This is a genomic window from Neptunomonas concharum (assembly GCF_008630635.1).
GTDB classification, from domain to species: domain Bacteria; phylum Pseudomonadota; class Gammaproteobacteria; order Pseudomonadales; family Balneatricaceae; genus Neptunomonas; species Neptunomonas concharum.
In genome coordinates this window covers 2,902,377-2,916,287 of sequence record NZ_CP043869.1, presented here as the reverse complement: position 1 = coordinate 2,916,287, position 13,911 = coordinate 2,902,377, and the positions used below count along the sequence as shown (strand labels likewise).

Here is a 13,911-nt window from a genome sequence, read left to right as displayed (position 1 = left end):
TTGTGTTGTAGGTATAGCTCGCAGGTTCTTTGGGGTTCTTTGTCGGTTTGTTGTTTGATTTGTATTATGAGCCCCTGTTAGTTAGTGCCATCGGTTAACTGTTCAGCTTAAAAGAAACAGGTATCTTCACGGTTAGCTGAGGCTGTAGCATATCTTTGGGGAATGCCGGTAAAGGCGCGGCTTTATGCAACATTTTGATGACAGCATTATCCAGCTTAGGAAAGCCTGAGCTGGTGTGAATACGGGATTCTAAGACGCGACCTGAACGATCAAGTACAAAGAAAAGTGTCACTTCACCTTCTTCGCCCCGTCGTCTAGAAGACTTAGGATACCGCTTATGTTGGGCTAACTTTGCTGCCAATAACGCATAGTAAGAGCGTTCAGCAGCCGGTTGCCCACCATGGGTTAAAGCTTGTCCACGGCCTGTGGATTGTTTTTGCATCGATACCGGCTGAGTTGCTGGCTGATCTGAAGGGGGGAGATCAGATGGCAACTTATCCGGCTGCGGTGTATCTGGTGCTTTAACCACATGATTTTTCGTCTTTATCTGTGTTTTGGGTTTTGGTTTTTGCTTAACGTGTAGCGGTGCCACTACTGGCTCTGGTTCAGGGTCCGGTATAACTTCAGCAATATCTGGTTCTACAACAGTCTCTGATGGCGTTGTCACAGGTTCCACAGGCTGTGTTTCAGCAGGTGGCTCGTCAACTGTTTCTTGAGATGTTCCAAGGTCACCTAGCATGCCTAAATCGATCTCGATTCCCATTTCGCCTTCGTTTTTTGCTCCTGTCTCTGCTTGGGCGCTTAACGTGAACAGGAGCAGCAAGTGTAAAGCGACCGCAAAAAATAAGGCGATAGCTACCTGATAGGTTCGTATAAGAGGAGAGGTGCCTATCATGATGCCTCCACTCGTAAGCGGGTGGCCAGACTGATCTTTTGAAACCCAGCCGCACGCACATACTTTAAAATTTCATACAACTTCTCTGCAGGAAGCGTTGCATCAGTTTTTATCAGTAAGCTTGATGTTGGTTGATGGCTTATCTGGAGTGCTAAAAGGTTTGCGAGTTGATCAAGTTCGACGGCTGTGTCTTCTAAGTGGATTGAGCCATCATGCTCAATGATAAGCGAGACTTTTTCATCCTCTGGTGATAGAGAACTTACTGATTGGGGTGGTTCTATTTTGATGCTATCTGTACGTTGTATTTGCCCGGCAACCATAAAGAAGATCAACATAAGAAAGACAATATTGATCAGTGGTATTAGGTTGTCATCACTGCTGTTTGATTTGCCGCTATCAGGCAGATTTATCATCAAAGGTTTCATGGTACGACCGCCGTTAATGAAACATGTTGAGCTCCCGCTTGTTTAAAGTGCTCGAGTAAATCTATTAGTGCTTGTGTCGAGATATGCGGGTTGGCAGCTATTGCAAAGACACTGTCTGGCTGTTGCTGAATGATCCGATTAACACTTCCCAAGTCATCACTTTCATATTTTGTGCCGTTAACAAGAAAGCGGCCACTTTCAGAAATCAGCTCCACTTTAACGATGCTTCTTGTGCTTTCAGTAGAGCCTTGTGCGCTTGAAATTGTGATCTCTTTCCATCTTATAAAACTGGTCGATAACATAAAAAAAAGCAGCAAGATGAACACGACATCGATTAGTGGTGTAAGGCTGATAGCCTTTCGTTTCTGGGCCGGTAAAATATCAAGCAGCACGCTGTGTAACCTCAGTTAAGACAGGTGTTCTTGGTAAGGCTTGGTGGGTAAATACTTGCGTAACGGCATCATTCATTAACAGTGCGATTCGTTCTGTTTTTCTATCTAACCAGCTGTGTATAGCCACGACAGGTATGGCAACACAAAGGCCAACCGCAGTTGTTAAGAGCGCCTGCCAGATACCACCAGATAACATCGATGGGTCTACCTGGCTTCCTGCATCGGCCATTTGTTGAAAAGCTACGATCATACCTAAAACCGTCCCCAGCAACCCTAGTAACGGACTCAAATTTGCGATGACTTCTAAGGGTCGCAGATAGGTACGTAGTTGGTTGATGTAAGCACTTGCTAAGCGTTGTATCTCCTCCTGTAAAAGCAGCTTGTTTTGTGAAGCGTCGTGTAGTCCTGTCATGGCAAAAGACACGACAGCAGAAACCGGTCGTTTTTTCTTCAGTTGCAATTGGGCTGCCTCATACTCTCCTTGCTTCCAAAGTGCCAAGCTTTTTTGAACATCGCTATAGCTCTCGGGGCGTAGCTTAATAAATTGCCAGACTTTCAGGAGAATGAGAGCAGTGGCTATCATGGAAAAAATGGCAAGTATCCACACTACAGGGCCGCCTAACTGAAGCCATTCAGTTAACGTTTGAATTTCGGGATGTTGAGTCAGTATATCTGGAAGCTCTGTTGTACTGTCGATGCCTACTGCTTTATTAACGGCTACGCTTGTAGAGCTTACATCAGAGTCCGGGGATAAAAAGTCCATAGAGTCAATAAATGGAGCTTCCTGTTCATGCTTGCTGGGATGTATGAATAGGGGAGATGAACTGTCCAATGCGACACCTGATTATTAGTGTTAATGATAATGATTGTTATTTATATTATTATATATGTAAGTGGGTTTGCAATATTTAAATGGTTAAAAGTATGGAGAAGGTGAGGCAGTGGTTACATTCTGTGGCAGATATAGGTGATCGTAGGTAAGACGAGAGAGTAGAGAGGGGGGGATTATGTTATTGAGCGTATTTGGCTTCAATGGCGGAGATGTTTCCGTTCTTTCTATTTTCAAGAATCCGTTCGTTAATCTGACTTAATAGAGCCTTGCATGGAGATTCCCGAGACATAGAAAGGTGTACATTGTTCTTGCTGACGGGAGTATCGAGAGGTATTACCTTCCCTTGGTAGCCTAAAAGATTAACTCTTTTCAAACCACTAAATCGTGGAAGTACAATATAGTCGGCTCGTTGTGATACTAACATCGAGACCATTTGTTCATGCAGTTCGACTTCAGTAATGTTGAGTTTATGTTTGTAATCATCAAACTCTCTGCCGAAGCTGACACCTGAGGGGATTAAGCCTGCGTAGTTTTCTAGATCTTTTAGCTTATCAAACCTAATCGAACTCTCTGGTTTTACAAAAACACGAACATCGTCTTCAGAAAATGGCTGCGTTAGTAGCCAGGCTTTTTCCCTTTCACTATTGGCATAGTTTCCGGCCAAAAGGTCTACGCTGCCATCTAGCATGGCTTGCTCTATTCTGCGCCAAGGCAGGTCGTCAATATACTGTATGGGTATGTTAATATCTGAGGCTATCAGACGCACGACATCAAACGCGATACCCTGAGGTATGTTGGGTACAAGGGGATCGTGATATGCAAAAGGAAACCACTGACTTGCGCCAGCAACGCGCAGGCTTGTGCATTGGGTTGCAGCCACATTTAGAGATAAAGCTGCACCAAGAACGCAGAGAGCAGTATGAAAAAAGAAGCGCATATTAACCTGTGATTACATTGTGTATATCTAATGTAGGCTAGCAGTGTGAATATTTCAAGATCAATCAAGGAGTTAGGAATCTCTGTGCTAAACGATTTTCTATCTGTGTTTAAGAAAAATAAGAATGCTTTACCCAACTAGCATAGAGTTAGGTAAAGCGGTTTTGGTTATTGTAGATTTAGAGAGGGCTTATTAACGTGGCTTTAGGTGTCTTTACCCGTAAAAAGCACACCAACAACTTCGCTAAAACTGGCTGCTCGTTTAGATACATCCACTGGGATTTTCAGCCTACGGGCTATATCGCTTGAGGCTATGACGCCTCGAATTTCGTGCTTCAGCGTATCTACGACGAGTATATGAGGTGTGCCAACATGTTGTAGTGTCTGTAGAAGGTCGCCAATTTTCGCATGGCTGATTTCATGAAGAGGGACGGCATGAAGTTTCTCTCGTGGTGTCATCACTTCTTTGATGGATATATCTTCTCTTTTTAGCCCTGCTGAGGTTGCAATACTCATCGCCAAGCGGCTTTCTAAATCGGCCAGCGTTAGAAGGCCACGAAAGTTTTCATCTTTATCGATGACTAATATTGAGCGCACATGCATCCGCTTCATCATACTTCGCGCATCATCGATGGATACATTCTTCTCCATGAGTAAAGGTTGAACCCTCTCAAAGTCGGTCATGATATTGATTGCAGGGGTATCCAGTGTGTATTCGCTAGGAGTACCGGGCCGAGCAATATGGTCAGACGCATCTAAGAGAATCGTTTTAAGTTCGCGATAGTTATTCATCATTGAATCCTGCTTTTAAGCTGTAATTTACTATTTGAGAAAAGTAAGAGTTAGCTGGTGGCAGGTGACGCTCGGCTGGGGGGAATGACCCAGCGCGTTTCAAAAAGTGGTGGTTGTCTGAGCGTGAATCTTTGAGAGCTTTGGCGCTGCAGGTGGGAGTCGAGAAGTCGTTGTGTCGCTAAGTCGTTGGTATCCGACTCCGCATTGTCTAACGAAGGAAGTAGTTCAATGACGATAGCATCACTGGCGAGAGATAGTCGCTCAGTGCAAGAATCCAATGCTAGTAAGGATTGGTATTGAAGTGAAATCAGAAGAAACAAGCTACAACACAACACCTGACGAAACGTCCGAAGGGGGTTGGTGTTTGAGATAGTAGTCACTTCTGCGTGTTTCATGCTTTGAGTGTAGGCCAAAATTATCGGAGTTGGAATCGTGAGATCAAAGTAGGAGAAAGAAATGAGGGAGGCCGGGTTGGTGGTGGGTAGAAAATATAAAGCCTTGAGAAAATTCAAGGCTTTATGGGGTAAGTAAAGAAGCGACTACATACTTGTTTTACAACGCTTCTATTTTTCCATACTGCTCTTTCAGTTTAGCGAAGGCTATCTGCGCGCTTTCAAGCTTTTCGCGCTCCTTCGTAATCACTTCTGCTGGGGCATTCGCAACGAATTTCTCGTTATTGAGTTTCCCTTCTACACGGCCAACCTCTTTATCGAGTTTGTCCATCTCTTTTTTGAGTCGAGCCAACTCGGCGTTTTTGTCGATCAAGCCTGCCATAGGCACCAGTACTTCCATGCTGCCGACAAGCTGGGTGGCTGACATTGGTGCTTCGTCGCCTTCGTTGAGCCAAGTGATTGAGTCAAGCTTTGCCAGTTTGGTTAAGAAAGTACGGTTAGCGTCAAGGCGACGTTGGTCTTCTGTGCTGCCGTTCTTGATTAGAATCGGCAGGTCTTTTGCGGGGGATATATTCATCTCACCGCGAATGTTACGCACGCCGATAATAACCCCTTTTAGCCATTCGATATCGGCTTCTGCTTGTAAGTCCACTTTTGCAGGGTTAGCCATAGGGTAGGCGCTTTGCATGATGGTATCGCCAGATTGCCCTGCTAAGGTTTTTACCTGCTGCCAGATCTCTTCGGTGATATAAGGCATGATTGGGTGGGCGAGACGCATGATTGCTTCTAAAACCCGCACTAGGGTACGGCGGGTACCACGTTTCGCTTCTACAGAGGCGTTATCATCCCAAAGCACAGGCTTAGAGAGTTCTAGATACCAATCGCAGTATTCATTCCATATAAAGTCATACAGTGCCGAAGAGGCTAGATCGAATCGGTACTCTTCGAAGTGGCGGTTTACATCAGATTCTAGCTGTTGCAGACGACTTGAGATCCAGCGGTCTGCCAGTGATAGTTCAACAACTTCGTCATTGACGCCACAATCTTCGCCTTGGGTGTTCATTAACACATAACGGGCGGCATTCCAGATCTTGTTGCAGAAGTTACGGTAGCCTTCTAAGCGCTTCATATCCCAATTGATATCACGGCCGGTGGTCGCCAGCGCGGCTAGCGTGAACCGCAGTGCATCAGTACCGTGGGCAGAGATCCCTTCTGGGAACTCTTTCTGAGTTCGTTTGCCGATCTTTTCAGCCAATTGTGGCTGCATCATATTGCCTGTGCGTTTTTCGAGTAAATCGGCCAGTTCAATACCGTCGATCATATCCAGAGGGTCGAGTACGTTACCTTTGGATTTAGACATTTTATCGCCGCTTTCATCACGGATCAGACCGGTTACATAGACGGTCTTGAAGGGAATCTGTGGTGTGCCATCTTCATTTTTCATGAAATGCATTGTCATCATCATCATGCGGGCAACCCAGAAGAAGATAATGTCAAAACCCGTTACCAGTACATCCGTTGGGTGGAATGTTTGTAAGCGCTCGGTGTTTTCTGGCCAGCCGAGTGTCCCGAATGTCCACAGACCAGAGCTGAACCAGGTGTCTAGTACGTCATCATCTTGACGCAGTTCCAACTCTGGGTCCAAGTTGTATTTTTGGCGGGCTGTGTCTTTGTCTTGTGCGACGTAAACATTGCCTTCGTTATCGTAGAAGGCAGGGATGCGATGGCCCCACCACAATTGGCGAGAGATGCACCAGTCTTGAATGTCACGCATCCAAGCAAAGAACATATTTTCATACTGCTTAGGTACGAATTTGATATCGCCGCTCTCGACAGCCTCAATAGCGGGTTTAGCCAGTGTTTTTGCATCGGCAAACCATTGGTCAGTCAGCATTGGTTCAATCACGACACCACCGCGGTCGCCATAAGGGACTGTCATGTCGTTTTCTTCGACTTTTACCAATAATCCCGCTTCTTCGAAGTCAGCAATGATGGCGCGACGTGCAGCGAAGCGTTCCATGCCGCGGTATTTTTCTGGGATAAAGCCAGAAATATCGGTGTTTACACTGCCATCGCTGTTGAAAGTTTGCGCTTCATCGAGGATGTCTGCATTCAACGTTAAGACGTTGATCATAGGGAGTTTGCAGCGTTTGCCGACTTCATTATCGTTGAAGTCGTGGGCTGGTGTGATTTTTACACAGCCGGTGCCTTTTTCCATGTTGGCATATTCGTCAGCCACGATGGGTATGCGACGACCCACGAGCGGTAATTCAACAAATTTTCCAACTAGGCTTTTGTAACGATCATCTTCTGGGTTGACGGCAACACCCGTATCACCCAGCATGGTTTCAGGACGTGTTGTACCGACAACGATATAGTCCAGACCTTCGTCCGTCTTTACACCATCTGCTAGGGGGTAGCGCAAGTACCACATCTTGCCTTTTACTTCACGGTTCTCTACTTCAAGGTCTGAGATGGCGGTATGTAATTTTGGATCCCAGTTAACTAAACGCTTACCACGATATATGAGGCCGTCATCATAGAGGCGGATAAAGACTTCCTGTACCGCGTGGTAAAAGCCTGAGTCCATTGTAAAGCGTTCGCTTGGCCAGTCGACGGAGTTACCTAGACGGCGCATCTGACTAGTGATGGTACCGCCAGATTCTTCTTTCCACTCCCAGATTTTCTCGATGAATGCCTCACGTCCTAAGTCGTGGCGAGTTTGCTGCGTTTCAGCGGCTAGCTTACGCTCTACGACCATTTGAGTAGCGATACCTGCGTGGTCTGTACCTACCTGCCATAATGTGTTTTTCCCCTGCATACGTTTGTAGCGGGTCAGGGCGTCCATAATGGTGTGCTGGAAAGCATGGCCCATGTGCAAACTGCCGGTGACATTTGGCGGCGGAATCATAATGCAGTAAGCATCGCCTTCACCGGAGGGGGCAAAGTAGTTATTCTCTTCCCAGGTTTTGTACCAGGATTTCTCAATGTCATGGGGCTGGTAGGTAGTTTCCATCGTATTCTGTATCTCTTGGCACGGTTAGATGAAGCGCAAAATCGTCTTTAGTGTGACGGCCAGTAAAAACTGTTAATTATACCCATTCAGGACGAGTCAAAGAAAGCTATCGGGCGGGTCTATTGCGCATATCGTGCATGTTTGTGTGGTATCCAGCTGCTTGATAGGTTTTGAAGCGCTCGCGGGTAGTACGCAAGACCTCGGGATCTTGAGTAATGATCTCTGCGATTCGGTTAAACTCTTCAAGGGATGCGGGGGTGTTGAGCGATAAATTGATCAATAAGTCGGGCTGTTTAGGCGCGTGTGATGCTTGCCAACCTATCTGGATAGGCGCTTTGGATTCGGATGTTGTATTGGCTAAGTTATTTGGCAAAAAACTTTCTGACCCTGCTTGCCATAAGCGTTCGCTGATGGTTTCTGCGTTGTGCTCGTCAGTTGCAAGAATATAGAGGCGATGTCCCGCGCTAAGAGCGCGGGTTGCCAGTTTGCCGAGGAAACGGTAGCGGCTGTCTTCATCTGCACTGGGCAGAATATAAAAGTCGGCTTGGATCATTCTTCGTCGTCAACAATCTCATCAGCGGCTTGATTGAGCAGGTATTGGGTTAGCAAAGGTACGCAACGGCCTGTTGCTCCTTTCTCTTTACCGCCACTGATCCATGCCGTTCCTGCGATATCCAAGTGAGCCCAACGGTAGGATTTTGTGAAACGTGATAGGAAGCAAGCGGCAGTGATTGTGCCAGCCGCAGGGCCGCCGATGTTCGCCATATCTGCAAAGTTGCTATCCAGCAACTCTTGATAGTCATCCCATAGTGGTAAACGCCAAGCACGATCGTTAGCGTAATCGCCTGCCAGTGTCAGTTCGCTGGCAAGCTCATCATCATTGGAGAGCATACCCGAAACCACACGTCCTAGCGCAACGATGCAAGCACCCGTTAAGGTGGCGATATCCACTACTGTTTTTGGCTTGAAGCGCTCAACGTAGGTAAGGGCGTCACAGAGCACTAGTCGGCCTTCGGCATCCGTGTTGAGTATTTCGACCGTTTGCCCAGATAGTGTGGTGACAATGTCCCCAGGTTTGGTTGCATTACCGCCAGGCATATTCTCAGCCGCGGCAATCACACCGATAACATTGATGGGTAGGTCCATTTCAGCAACAGCATTCATAGTGCCCACAACTGAGGCAGCGCCACACATGTCGTATTTCATTTCATCCATGTTGGCACCAGGTTTCAAAGAGATGCCACCGGTATCGAAGGTGATTCCTTTTCCTACTAATACATGAGGCTGAGCATCCGCTTCGCCACCGTTGTATTTGATAACGATTAATTGCGATGGTTGATCACTTCCTCGCCCGACCGACAGCAGGGAGCCCATACCTAGGTGCTCCATTGCATCTTCGTCCAGAATCTCGCAAGTGACTGAGTCATACTCGTTGGCTAATTCGCGAGCTTGCTGAGAAAGGTAGCTTGGCGTGCAGATATTACCTGGCAGGTTACCGAGGTCGCGGGCTACATTGACACCATTGGCGATGGCTGTGCCATCAACCAGTGCGCCTTCACCTTCTTCGGTAACGTCATCCGCTAAGTGGATCGCTAAGTTACTGATAGCATAAGGATCGGCTTTTTTGCTTTTAGTTTGGTCGTATTGGTAAAGCTCAGCGGTTGCGATCTCCACCATTTGTCGAACCTGTCGGTAAGTGTCAGCATGGTCTGATGCTAAGCCATCAAGAGCAATCGTGATATTTTTAAGGCCAAGGGCTTTGGTCGTACTCAGAATCGCTTTGATGATCTTGCTGTGGTTACGGTCATGGCGCTCATCTGATTTTCCAAGGCCCACAAGAAGAATGCGCTTAGCCGTAATACCATCGATGCGTTGCAGTAAAAGCGTTTCTGCGGTTTTGCCTTTAATGTCACCGGTCGCTACCAAATCATTGATATAACCTTGGCTTGCTTGATCCAGTGCTTGTGCAGAAGGGCTTAAAATAGCATCTGCTTCGATACCGACGACGAGACACTCTGTTTCCAGCGATGCAACTGCACCATTAACAATTTCAAAATCCATGATGGCTCCGAACAAGACATTAGAACTGGTTTAATAGATAATGCCGTGCGAAGTTATCGGCATCAATCGTTGTTGGCACTATAAACTATTTACACCTTTGATGCCTAAATCCTTATTGAATTTACAGGTTGGTCTGTTTTGATTATTTTTCGCTACCTGTCTCGCCAGATTTTGGCCAGTACTTTGGCAGTCAGCGCGGTATTGACCCTGATTATCGTCAGTGGGCGCTTTATCAAATTTTTATCCTATGCGGCCGCAGGCGAGCTGTCGCCAGAGTTTGTATTCCAGTCGGTTGCATACCGTATACCGGGTATGTTGGTCTTGATACTTCCCTTAGGTTTGTTTCTTGGGGTGTTGCTGGCTTATGGGCGTATGTACCTTGAAAGTGAAATGGCGGTATTAAAGGCCAGTGGTGTGAGTACCCGAAAGTTGGGCATGTTTGCACTAGGGCCTGCTGTGTTCATTGGTTTAATCATTGCTTTGCTGAGTTTTTATATCTCTCCGTTGTGTTGGAAGCAGGTGGAAGTGATCTATGCAAAGCAGGCTGAAAAGAGTGAATTCGATTCTCTAGCAGCTGGGCGTTTCCAAACGTTAGGTGGTCAGAGAACGACGTATACCAGTGGTGTTAAGCAAGGACAGGGAGAGTTGGATTTTATCTTTGTGTCTGAGCGGGATAAAAAAACTGGACAGCTTAGAGTCGTGATAGCTGAGTCTGGAAAGCAAGTGATTACTAACCCGCAAAGCGGCGAACGCTTTGTGGTACTTAAAGATGGATTTCGCTATGAGGGTATCCCTGGAGAAGCGAAATATCGAGAAGTTGCGTTTCGGGAGTATGGCTTTTTGATGCCTCATGCGTCAGCAAATCAGAGGCCGCCTGAAATTGAGGCTATGACGATCAAAGAGCTGTTAGCAGGAAACAAAGTGTGGCATCAAACCGAGTTACATTGGCGCCTATCCATGCCCTTGTTAGCGATTATTATGGTACTTATCGCAGTACCTATGAGTAAAACAAACCCTCGGCAAGGGCGTTACGCTAAGCTAATACCTTCGATTCTGCTTTACATGCTATATCTTATGCTGCTGACCGCTGCAAAGAGTGCCATTGATGATGGAAAGTTGAGTTTGGTCTTTTTATGGCTTATTCATGCAGCGTTTTTTATGTTGGCTATGAGCCTGATGTTTGCTGATCGGTTCTGGGACAAGTTATCTGACCTACTCCCTGCAATCTCTTGGAGGAAAAAGGCCTCGTGAATCGTATAGATCGTTACATTGCCGCACAGGTATTAAGCGCGGTGTTCGTTATTATGGTGATTGTCATTGGCTTAGATTTGATCTTTGAGTTTGTCTCAGAGACTGAAGACATGAGTGATAGTTATGGGCTAGGGAGTGTCATCTATTACTTACTGTTACGTGCTCCCAGTCGTGTATATGAGTTTTTACCGTTGGCTAGTTTAGTTGGCAGCTTAGTTGGTCTGGGTGTGTTGGCGAGTAATAGTGAACTAACGGTGATGCGAGCAGCGGGTATCTCGGTGCAACGCATTGTCGTGGCTGTGTTGAAGCCCGCTTTAATATTAGCGTTTGCTGCGCTACTGCTGGGAGAGTTTGTTGTGCCTGTGACAGAGCGTCTGGCTCAAAGCTCAAGGGCATTGGCGCAGTCTGATGGTGAGGCGCTGCGTTCGCGTCATGGTGTATGGCATCGAGAGGATGATCTGTTTATTCATATTAATGCGGTGGAGCCTAATGGAAAAATTCACGGCATTACCCGTTATCAATTTGATGAAAACCGTCAGATGATCGCCGCAAGTTTTGCGCAAAGTGGCAGTTATAATGGTGAAGGTTGGATTCTTGAGAATGTGCGTCGAACGCAATTTCTTGATGATCGAACCGAAGCCGTGCAGAAGGCCCAAGAGTTATGGGTTTCAGGGCTAACACCGACACTACTCTCTGTCATTGTGATTGAGCCGGTCAACCTCTCAATTAGTGGTCTTTGGTCCTATTCAACGTATCTTCATGAGCAAGGGTTGAATACTGCACAATACTTGTTGGCTTTCTGGAGTAAGCTGCTTCAGCCTGTCGCTATTTTAGCTTTGGTGCTTGTGGCTATTTCTTTTGTATTCGGCCCGCTACGTAGCGTAACCGTCGGGCAGCGTATTATTGCCGGTGTAATCGTTGGTTTAGTGTTTAAGTTTTCCCAAGACCTGTTGGGGCCTGCTAGTACAGTGATTGGCTTTACGCCGTTATTGGCAACGGCGATACCGATTATTATCTGTTTGGTGTTAGGGGGGTGGCTTTTACGGCGAGCAGGTTAATCTTTTTTTCGCTTTGGGAGCTGAACCACGCGAGTTGAAGAAACCATGTCATGCCAAGTCATTCTTTGGTCACTAAACAGCATCCACCAATAACCCAGCCCGCCTACAGCGATAGAGATAATCGCCATGAGAAAGCGTTTAAGTGCGTGCCCCCAGCTTAAGCTATAGCCCTCGATGGTCTGGACTCTTAGGCGCCAGGCCATCATTCCAATGGTTTGCCCAGAGCGGGTCCAGAAATATCCGTTAAAAAGGAAGACGGCAAGAAATAAGGCCGATTTATAAAGTGGGCCGTCCACTGCCTCGCCATCATTGATCGCAACACCGACAGCGCTGACAGCAAACAGCACGGCGATGACGACCATTAAGTCATATACGAATGCTGCTAGGCGCTTAAAAAGGCTAGCTTGCATCACATCTGTTTGATCATATATTTTTGGCATGGTAAATCCTTGCGACTGTCACAGTTTGGTCAGCCGGTCTAGCAACTGCTTCGAGCAGAAGTCTCATTGTTTAACTTGAACAGGGGGCGGATTCGAGTGCCGAGAATACTACCTGTGAAAGCAGCAATTAGCCATAACCAGCCATGTAGACTCCCAGATACGATACCGCCAAAGTATGCCCCTATGTTGCATCCAAAAGCGATGGTTGCTCCGTAGCCTAGCATCAGACCTCCAATGCTGGCCGCTAGCCAATGTTGCCAAGGCATTCTCCATTGTATAGAGAGTTTTCCTGCTAAAGCGGCGGCCAATATAGCCCCAATAATGATGCCGATGTTCATCAGGGAGGCGGCATCTGTCATAAGAGGTTCTGTTAATGCGCTCTCGCGACCAGGTTGCATCCAATAAGTCCAGAAATCCAGTTCCAGATCTACCCCTAGCCACTCTGCCCCTTTAGCTCCCCACAAGGGGTAAGCAACAGCAACTGCCCAAGGGCGGCCAATCATAGCTAATGTGATGAAATTAAGCAGAGCCAGTGCAACGGCACCCCAAATAAAAGGCCAAGGGCCTGTTAAAAAGTACCTATAAAGAGGAGCAGAGCGTGGGATAACATCTTTATCGATATTGCCATGTCGGCGCTTTTCTACCCAAAGTGTCGCTAGGGCAATCAAAGAAAATACTCCCAGATTTAACCCGATAGCCAAGAAGGTTCCAAATTCATCGATCATGGAGATCGGTGCAAACTGGGGTAAGTTGGTCCACCACTCATAATCTTTAGTGGCCCATAGTGCACCCATGGTGAAACCTACCATACTGGGTAAGGCGCGAAGTTGACCGCCACCGATATGGTACAGGTTGCCTGAAGCACAACCATTACCTAATTGCATACCAATACCGAAAATAAAGGCTCCAACGACAACAGACCACCCCAACGGACGTACAAAGCCAGCAACTTCATTGCCAAATAGTTCCCCAGCTGACAGCATAGGAAAGAACAAGCAGACAGCGACAGCGAGCATGACCATTTGGGCTCTCAGACCTTTCCCTCTGCCGTTGATAATAAAGTTGCGCCAGGCGGTCGTGAAGCCAAAAGCCGCATGATAAAGCGCTAAACCCAGAGCCGCACCTAAAATCAGTAAGTTGGCTTCATGCCAAGAGTATTTTTGGGATAGCCAGAGTATGAGAGAAATCATCCCTGCTAACACAGCCAATATGGGCAAAAGATAGCTTTTGTTAGAGAGCGACTTGTTAGGTGGTGAAACTGATAGCGTGGTCATCAAGTTAACTTCGGCAGCGTACCAAGAAAAGGCTGGCTAATATATCACCAGTTGCCAACAAGGTTAAGTCGTCAGAAGTAACCGGAATTAAAAAAGCCCCTCTCTGATAAGTGGGGCTTTATAGGGTGATCATGCTGATAAATATAC

At 46.8% G+C, this 13,911-nt stretch carries 14 protein-coding genes; 2 read left to right on the top strand and 12 right to left on the bottom strand.

The genetic code is table 11. From position 1 onward, the window contains the following. Window positions 1-94: 94 nt before the first annotated feature. From F0U83_RS13835 to F0U83_RS13790, 10 genes are all read right to left on the bottom strand, one after another. Window positions 95-895, bottom strand: a complete 801-nt coding sequence (locus tag F0U83_RS13835; protein WP_138987829.1) for an energy transducer TonB — start codon at window positions 893-895, stop codon at window positions 95-97. Continuing rightward, on the bottom strand, window positions 892-1,320 hold the full coding sequence (locus F0U83_RS13830; protein ID WP_138987828.1) for an ExbD/TolR family protein: 429 nt from the start codon (window positions 1,318-1,320) through the stop codon (window positions 892-894). Before F0U83_RS13830 ends, F0U83_RS13835 begins: the two co-directional genes overlap by 4 nt. Continuing rightward, window positions 1,317-1,712 carry an ExbD/TolR family protein gene (locus tag F0U83_RS13825; protein WP_170221830.1) on the bottom strand — a complete coding sequence of 132 codons (396 nt, stop codon included), beginning with the start codon at window positions 1,710-1,712 and terminating at the stop codon, window positions 1,317-1,319. Before F0U83_RS13825 ends, F0U83_RS13830 begins: the two co-directional genes overlap by 4 nt. Continuing rightward, window positions 1,702-2,544 carry a MotA/TolQ/ExbB proton channel family protein gene (locus tag F0U83_RS13820; protein ID WP_246077784.1) on the bottom strand — a complete coding sequence of 281 codons (843 nt, stop codon included), beginning with the start codon at window positions 2,542-2,544 and terminating at the stop codon, window positions 1,702-1,704. The genes F0U83_RS13825 and F0U83_RS13820 overlap by 11 nt, the downstream gene beginning before the upstream one ends. Before the next feature lie 178 nt (window positions 2,545-2,722). Beyond that, the gene (locus F0U83_RS13815) at window positions 2,723-3,481 is read right to left on the bottom strand and encodes a substrate-binding periplasmic protein (RefSeq protein ID WP_138987826.1); all 759 of its coding nucleotides are present in this window, start codon (window positions 3,479-3,481) and stop codon (window positions 2,723-2,725) included. A 203-nt stretch (window positions 3,482-3,684) separates the two neighbouring features. Further along, a complete protein-coding gene (locus F0U83_RS13810) occupies window positions 3,685-4,272 on the bottom strand; it encodes a CBS domain-containing protein (RefSeq protein WP_170221828.1) in 588 nt (195 codons plus the stop codon). A 50-nt stretch (window positions 4,273-4,322) separates the two neighbouring features. Beyond that, on the bottom strand, window positions 4,323-4,667 hold the full coding sequence (locus F0U83_RS13805; protein ID WP_138987824.1) for a hypothetical protein: 345 nt from the start codon (window positions 4,665-4,667) through the stop codon (window positions 4,323-4,325). 157 nt (window positions 4,668-4,824) lie between these two features. Further along, window positions 4,825-7,680 (bottom strand): valine--tRNA ligase, encoded by a 2,856-nt coding sequence (locus F0U83_RS13800; RefSeq protein ID WP_138987823.1) that lies wholly within the window; start codon window positions 7,678-7,680, stop codon window positions 4,825-4,827. A gap of 106 nt (window positions 7,681-7,786) precedes the next feature. Next, entirely contained in the window at window positions 7,787-8,233 is a 447-nt protein-coding gene (locus F0U83_RS13795) for a DNA polymerase III subunit chi (protein ID WP_138987822.1), read from the bottom strand. Beyond that, entirely contained in the window at window positions 8,230-9,741 is a 1,512-nt protein-coding gene (locus F0U83_RS13790) for a leucyl aminopeptidase (protein ID WP_138987821.1), read from the bottom strand. Before F0U83_RS13790 ends, F0U83_RS13795 begins: the two co-directional genes overlap by 4 nt. Before the next feature lie 138 nt (window positions 9,742-9,879). On the opposite strand from F0U83_RS13790, the gene lptF reads away from it, so the two are divergent. Together lptF and lptG are read left to right on the top strand one after the other, a co-directional pair. Then, window positions 9,880-10,992: an LPS export ABC transporter permease LptF gene (lptF, locus tag F0U83_RS13785; RefSeq protein WP_138987820.1), complete on the top strand. Its 1,113-nt coding sequence runs from the start codon at window positions 9,880-9,882 to the stop codon at window positions 10,990-10,992. Further along, window positions 10,989-12,050, top strand: a complete 1,062-nt coding sequence (lptG, locus tag F0U83_RS13780) for an LPS export ABC transporter permease LptG (protein ID WP_138987819.1) — start codon at window positions 10,989-10,991, stop codon at window positions 12,048-12,050. The genes lptF and lptG overlap by 4 nt, the downstream gene beginning before the upstream one ends. Here the strand turns inward: lptG and F0U83_RS13775 are convergent. Both F0U83_RS13775 and F0U83_RS13770 read right to left on the bottom strand, forming a co-directional pair. After that, a complete protein-coding gene (locus F0U83_RS13775; RefSeq protein ID WP_138987818.1) occupies window positions 12,047-12,490 on the bottom strand; it encodes an RDD family protein in 444 nt (147 codons plus the stop codon). The two genes, lptG and F0U83_RS13775, sit on opposite strands and share 4 nt — an antisense overlap. A gap of 38 nt (window positions 12,491-12,528) precedes the next feature. Next, a complete protein-coding gene (locus F0U83_RS13770) occupies window positions 12,529-13,764 on the bottom strand; it encodes a YeeE/YedE family protein (protein WP_138987817.1) in 1,236 nt (411 codons plus the stop codon). Window positions 13,765-13,911 lie beyond the last annotated feature (147 nt).

Excerpts from the sequence above, each read along its gene's own strand:
- F0U83_RS13835 (WP_138987829.1), bottom strand. The coding sequence starts at position 895 with ATGATAGGCACCTCTCCTCTTATACGAACCTATCAGGTAGCTATCGCC.
- F0U83_RS13830 (WP_138987828.1), bottom strand. The coding sequence starts at position 1,320 with ATGAAACCTTTGATGATAAATCTGCCTGATAGCGGCAAATCAAACAGC.
- F0U83_RS13815 (WP_138987826.1), bottom strand. The coding sequence starts at position 3,481 with ATGCGCTTCTTTTTTCATACTGCTCTCTGCGTTCTTGGTGCAGCTTTA.
- F0U83_RS13810 (WP_170221828.1), bottom strand. The coding sequence starts at position 4,272 with ATGAATAACTATCGCGAACTTAAAACGATTCTCTTAGATGCGTCTGAC.
- F0U83_RS13805 (WP_138987824.1), bottom strand. The coding sequence starts at position 4,667 with ATGAAACACGCAGAAGTGACTACTATCTCAAACACCAACCCCCTTCGG.
- F0U83_RS13800 (WP_138987823.1), bottom strand. The coding sequence starts at position 7,680 with ATGGAAACTACCTACCAGCCCCATGACATTGAGAAATCCTGGTACAAA.
- F0U83_RS13795 (WP_138987822.1), bottom strand. The coding sequence starts at position 8,233 with ATGATCCAAGCCGACTTTTATATTCTGCCCAGTGCAGATGAAGACAGC.
- F0U83_RS13790 (WP_138987821.1), bottom strand. The coding sequence starts at position 9,741 with ATGGATTTTGAAATTGTTAATGGTGCAGTTGCATCGCTGGAAACAGAG.
- F0U83_RS13775 (WP_138987818.1), bottom strand. The coding sequence starts at position 12,490 with ATGCCAAAAATATATGATCAAACAGATGTGATGCAAGCTAGCCTTTTT.
- F0U83_RS13770 (WP_138987817.1), bottom strand. The coding sequence starts at position 13,764 with ATGACCACGCTATCAGTTTCACCACCTAACAAGTCGCTCTCTAACAAA.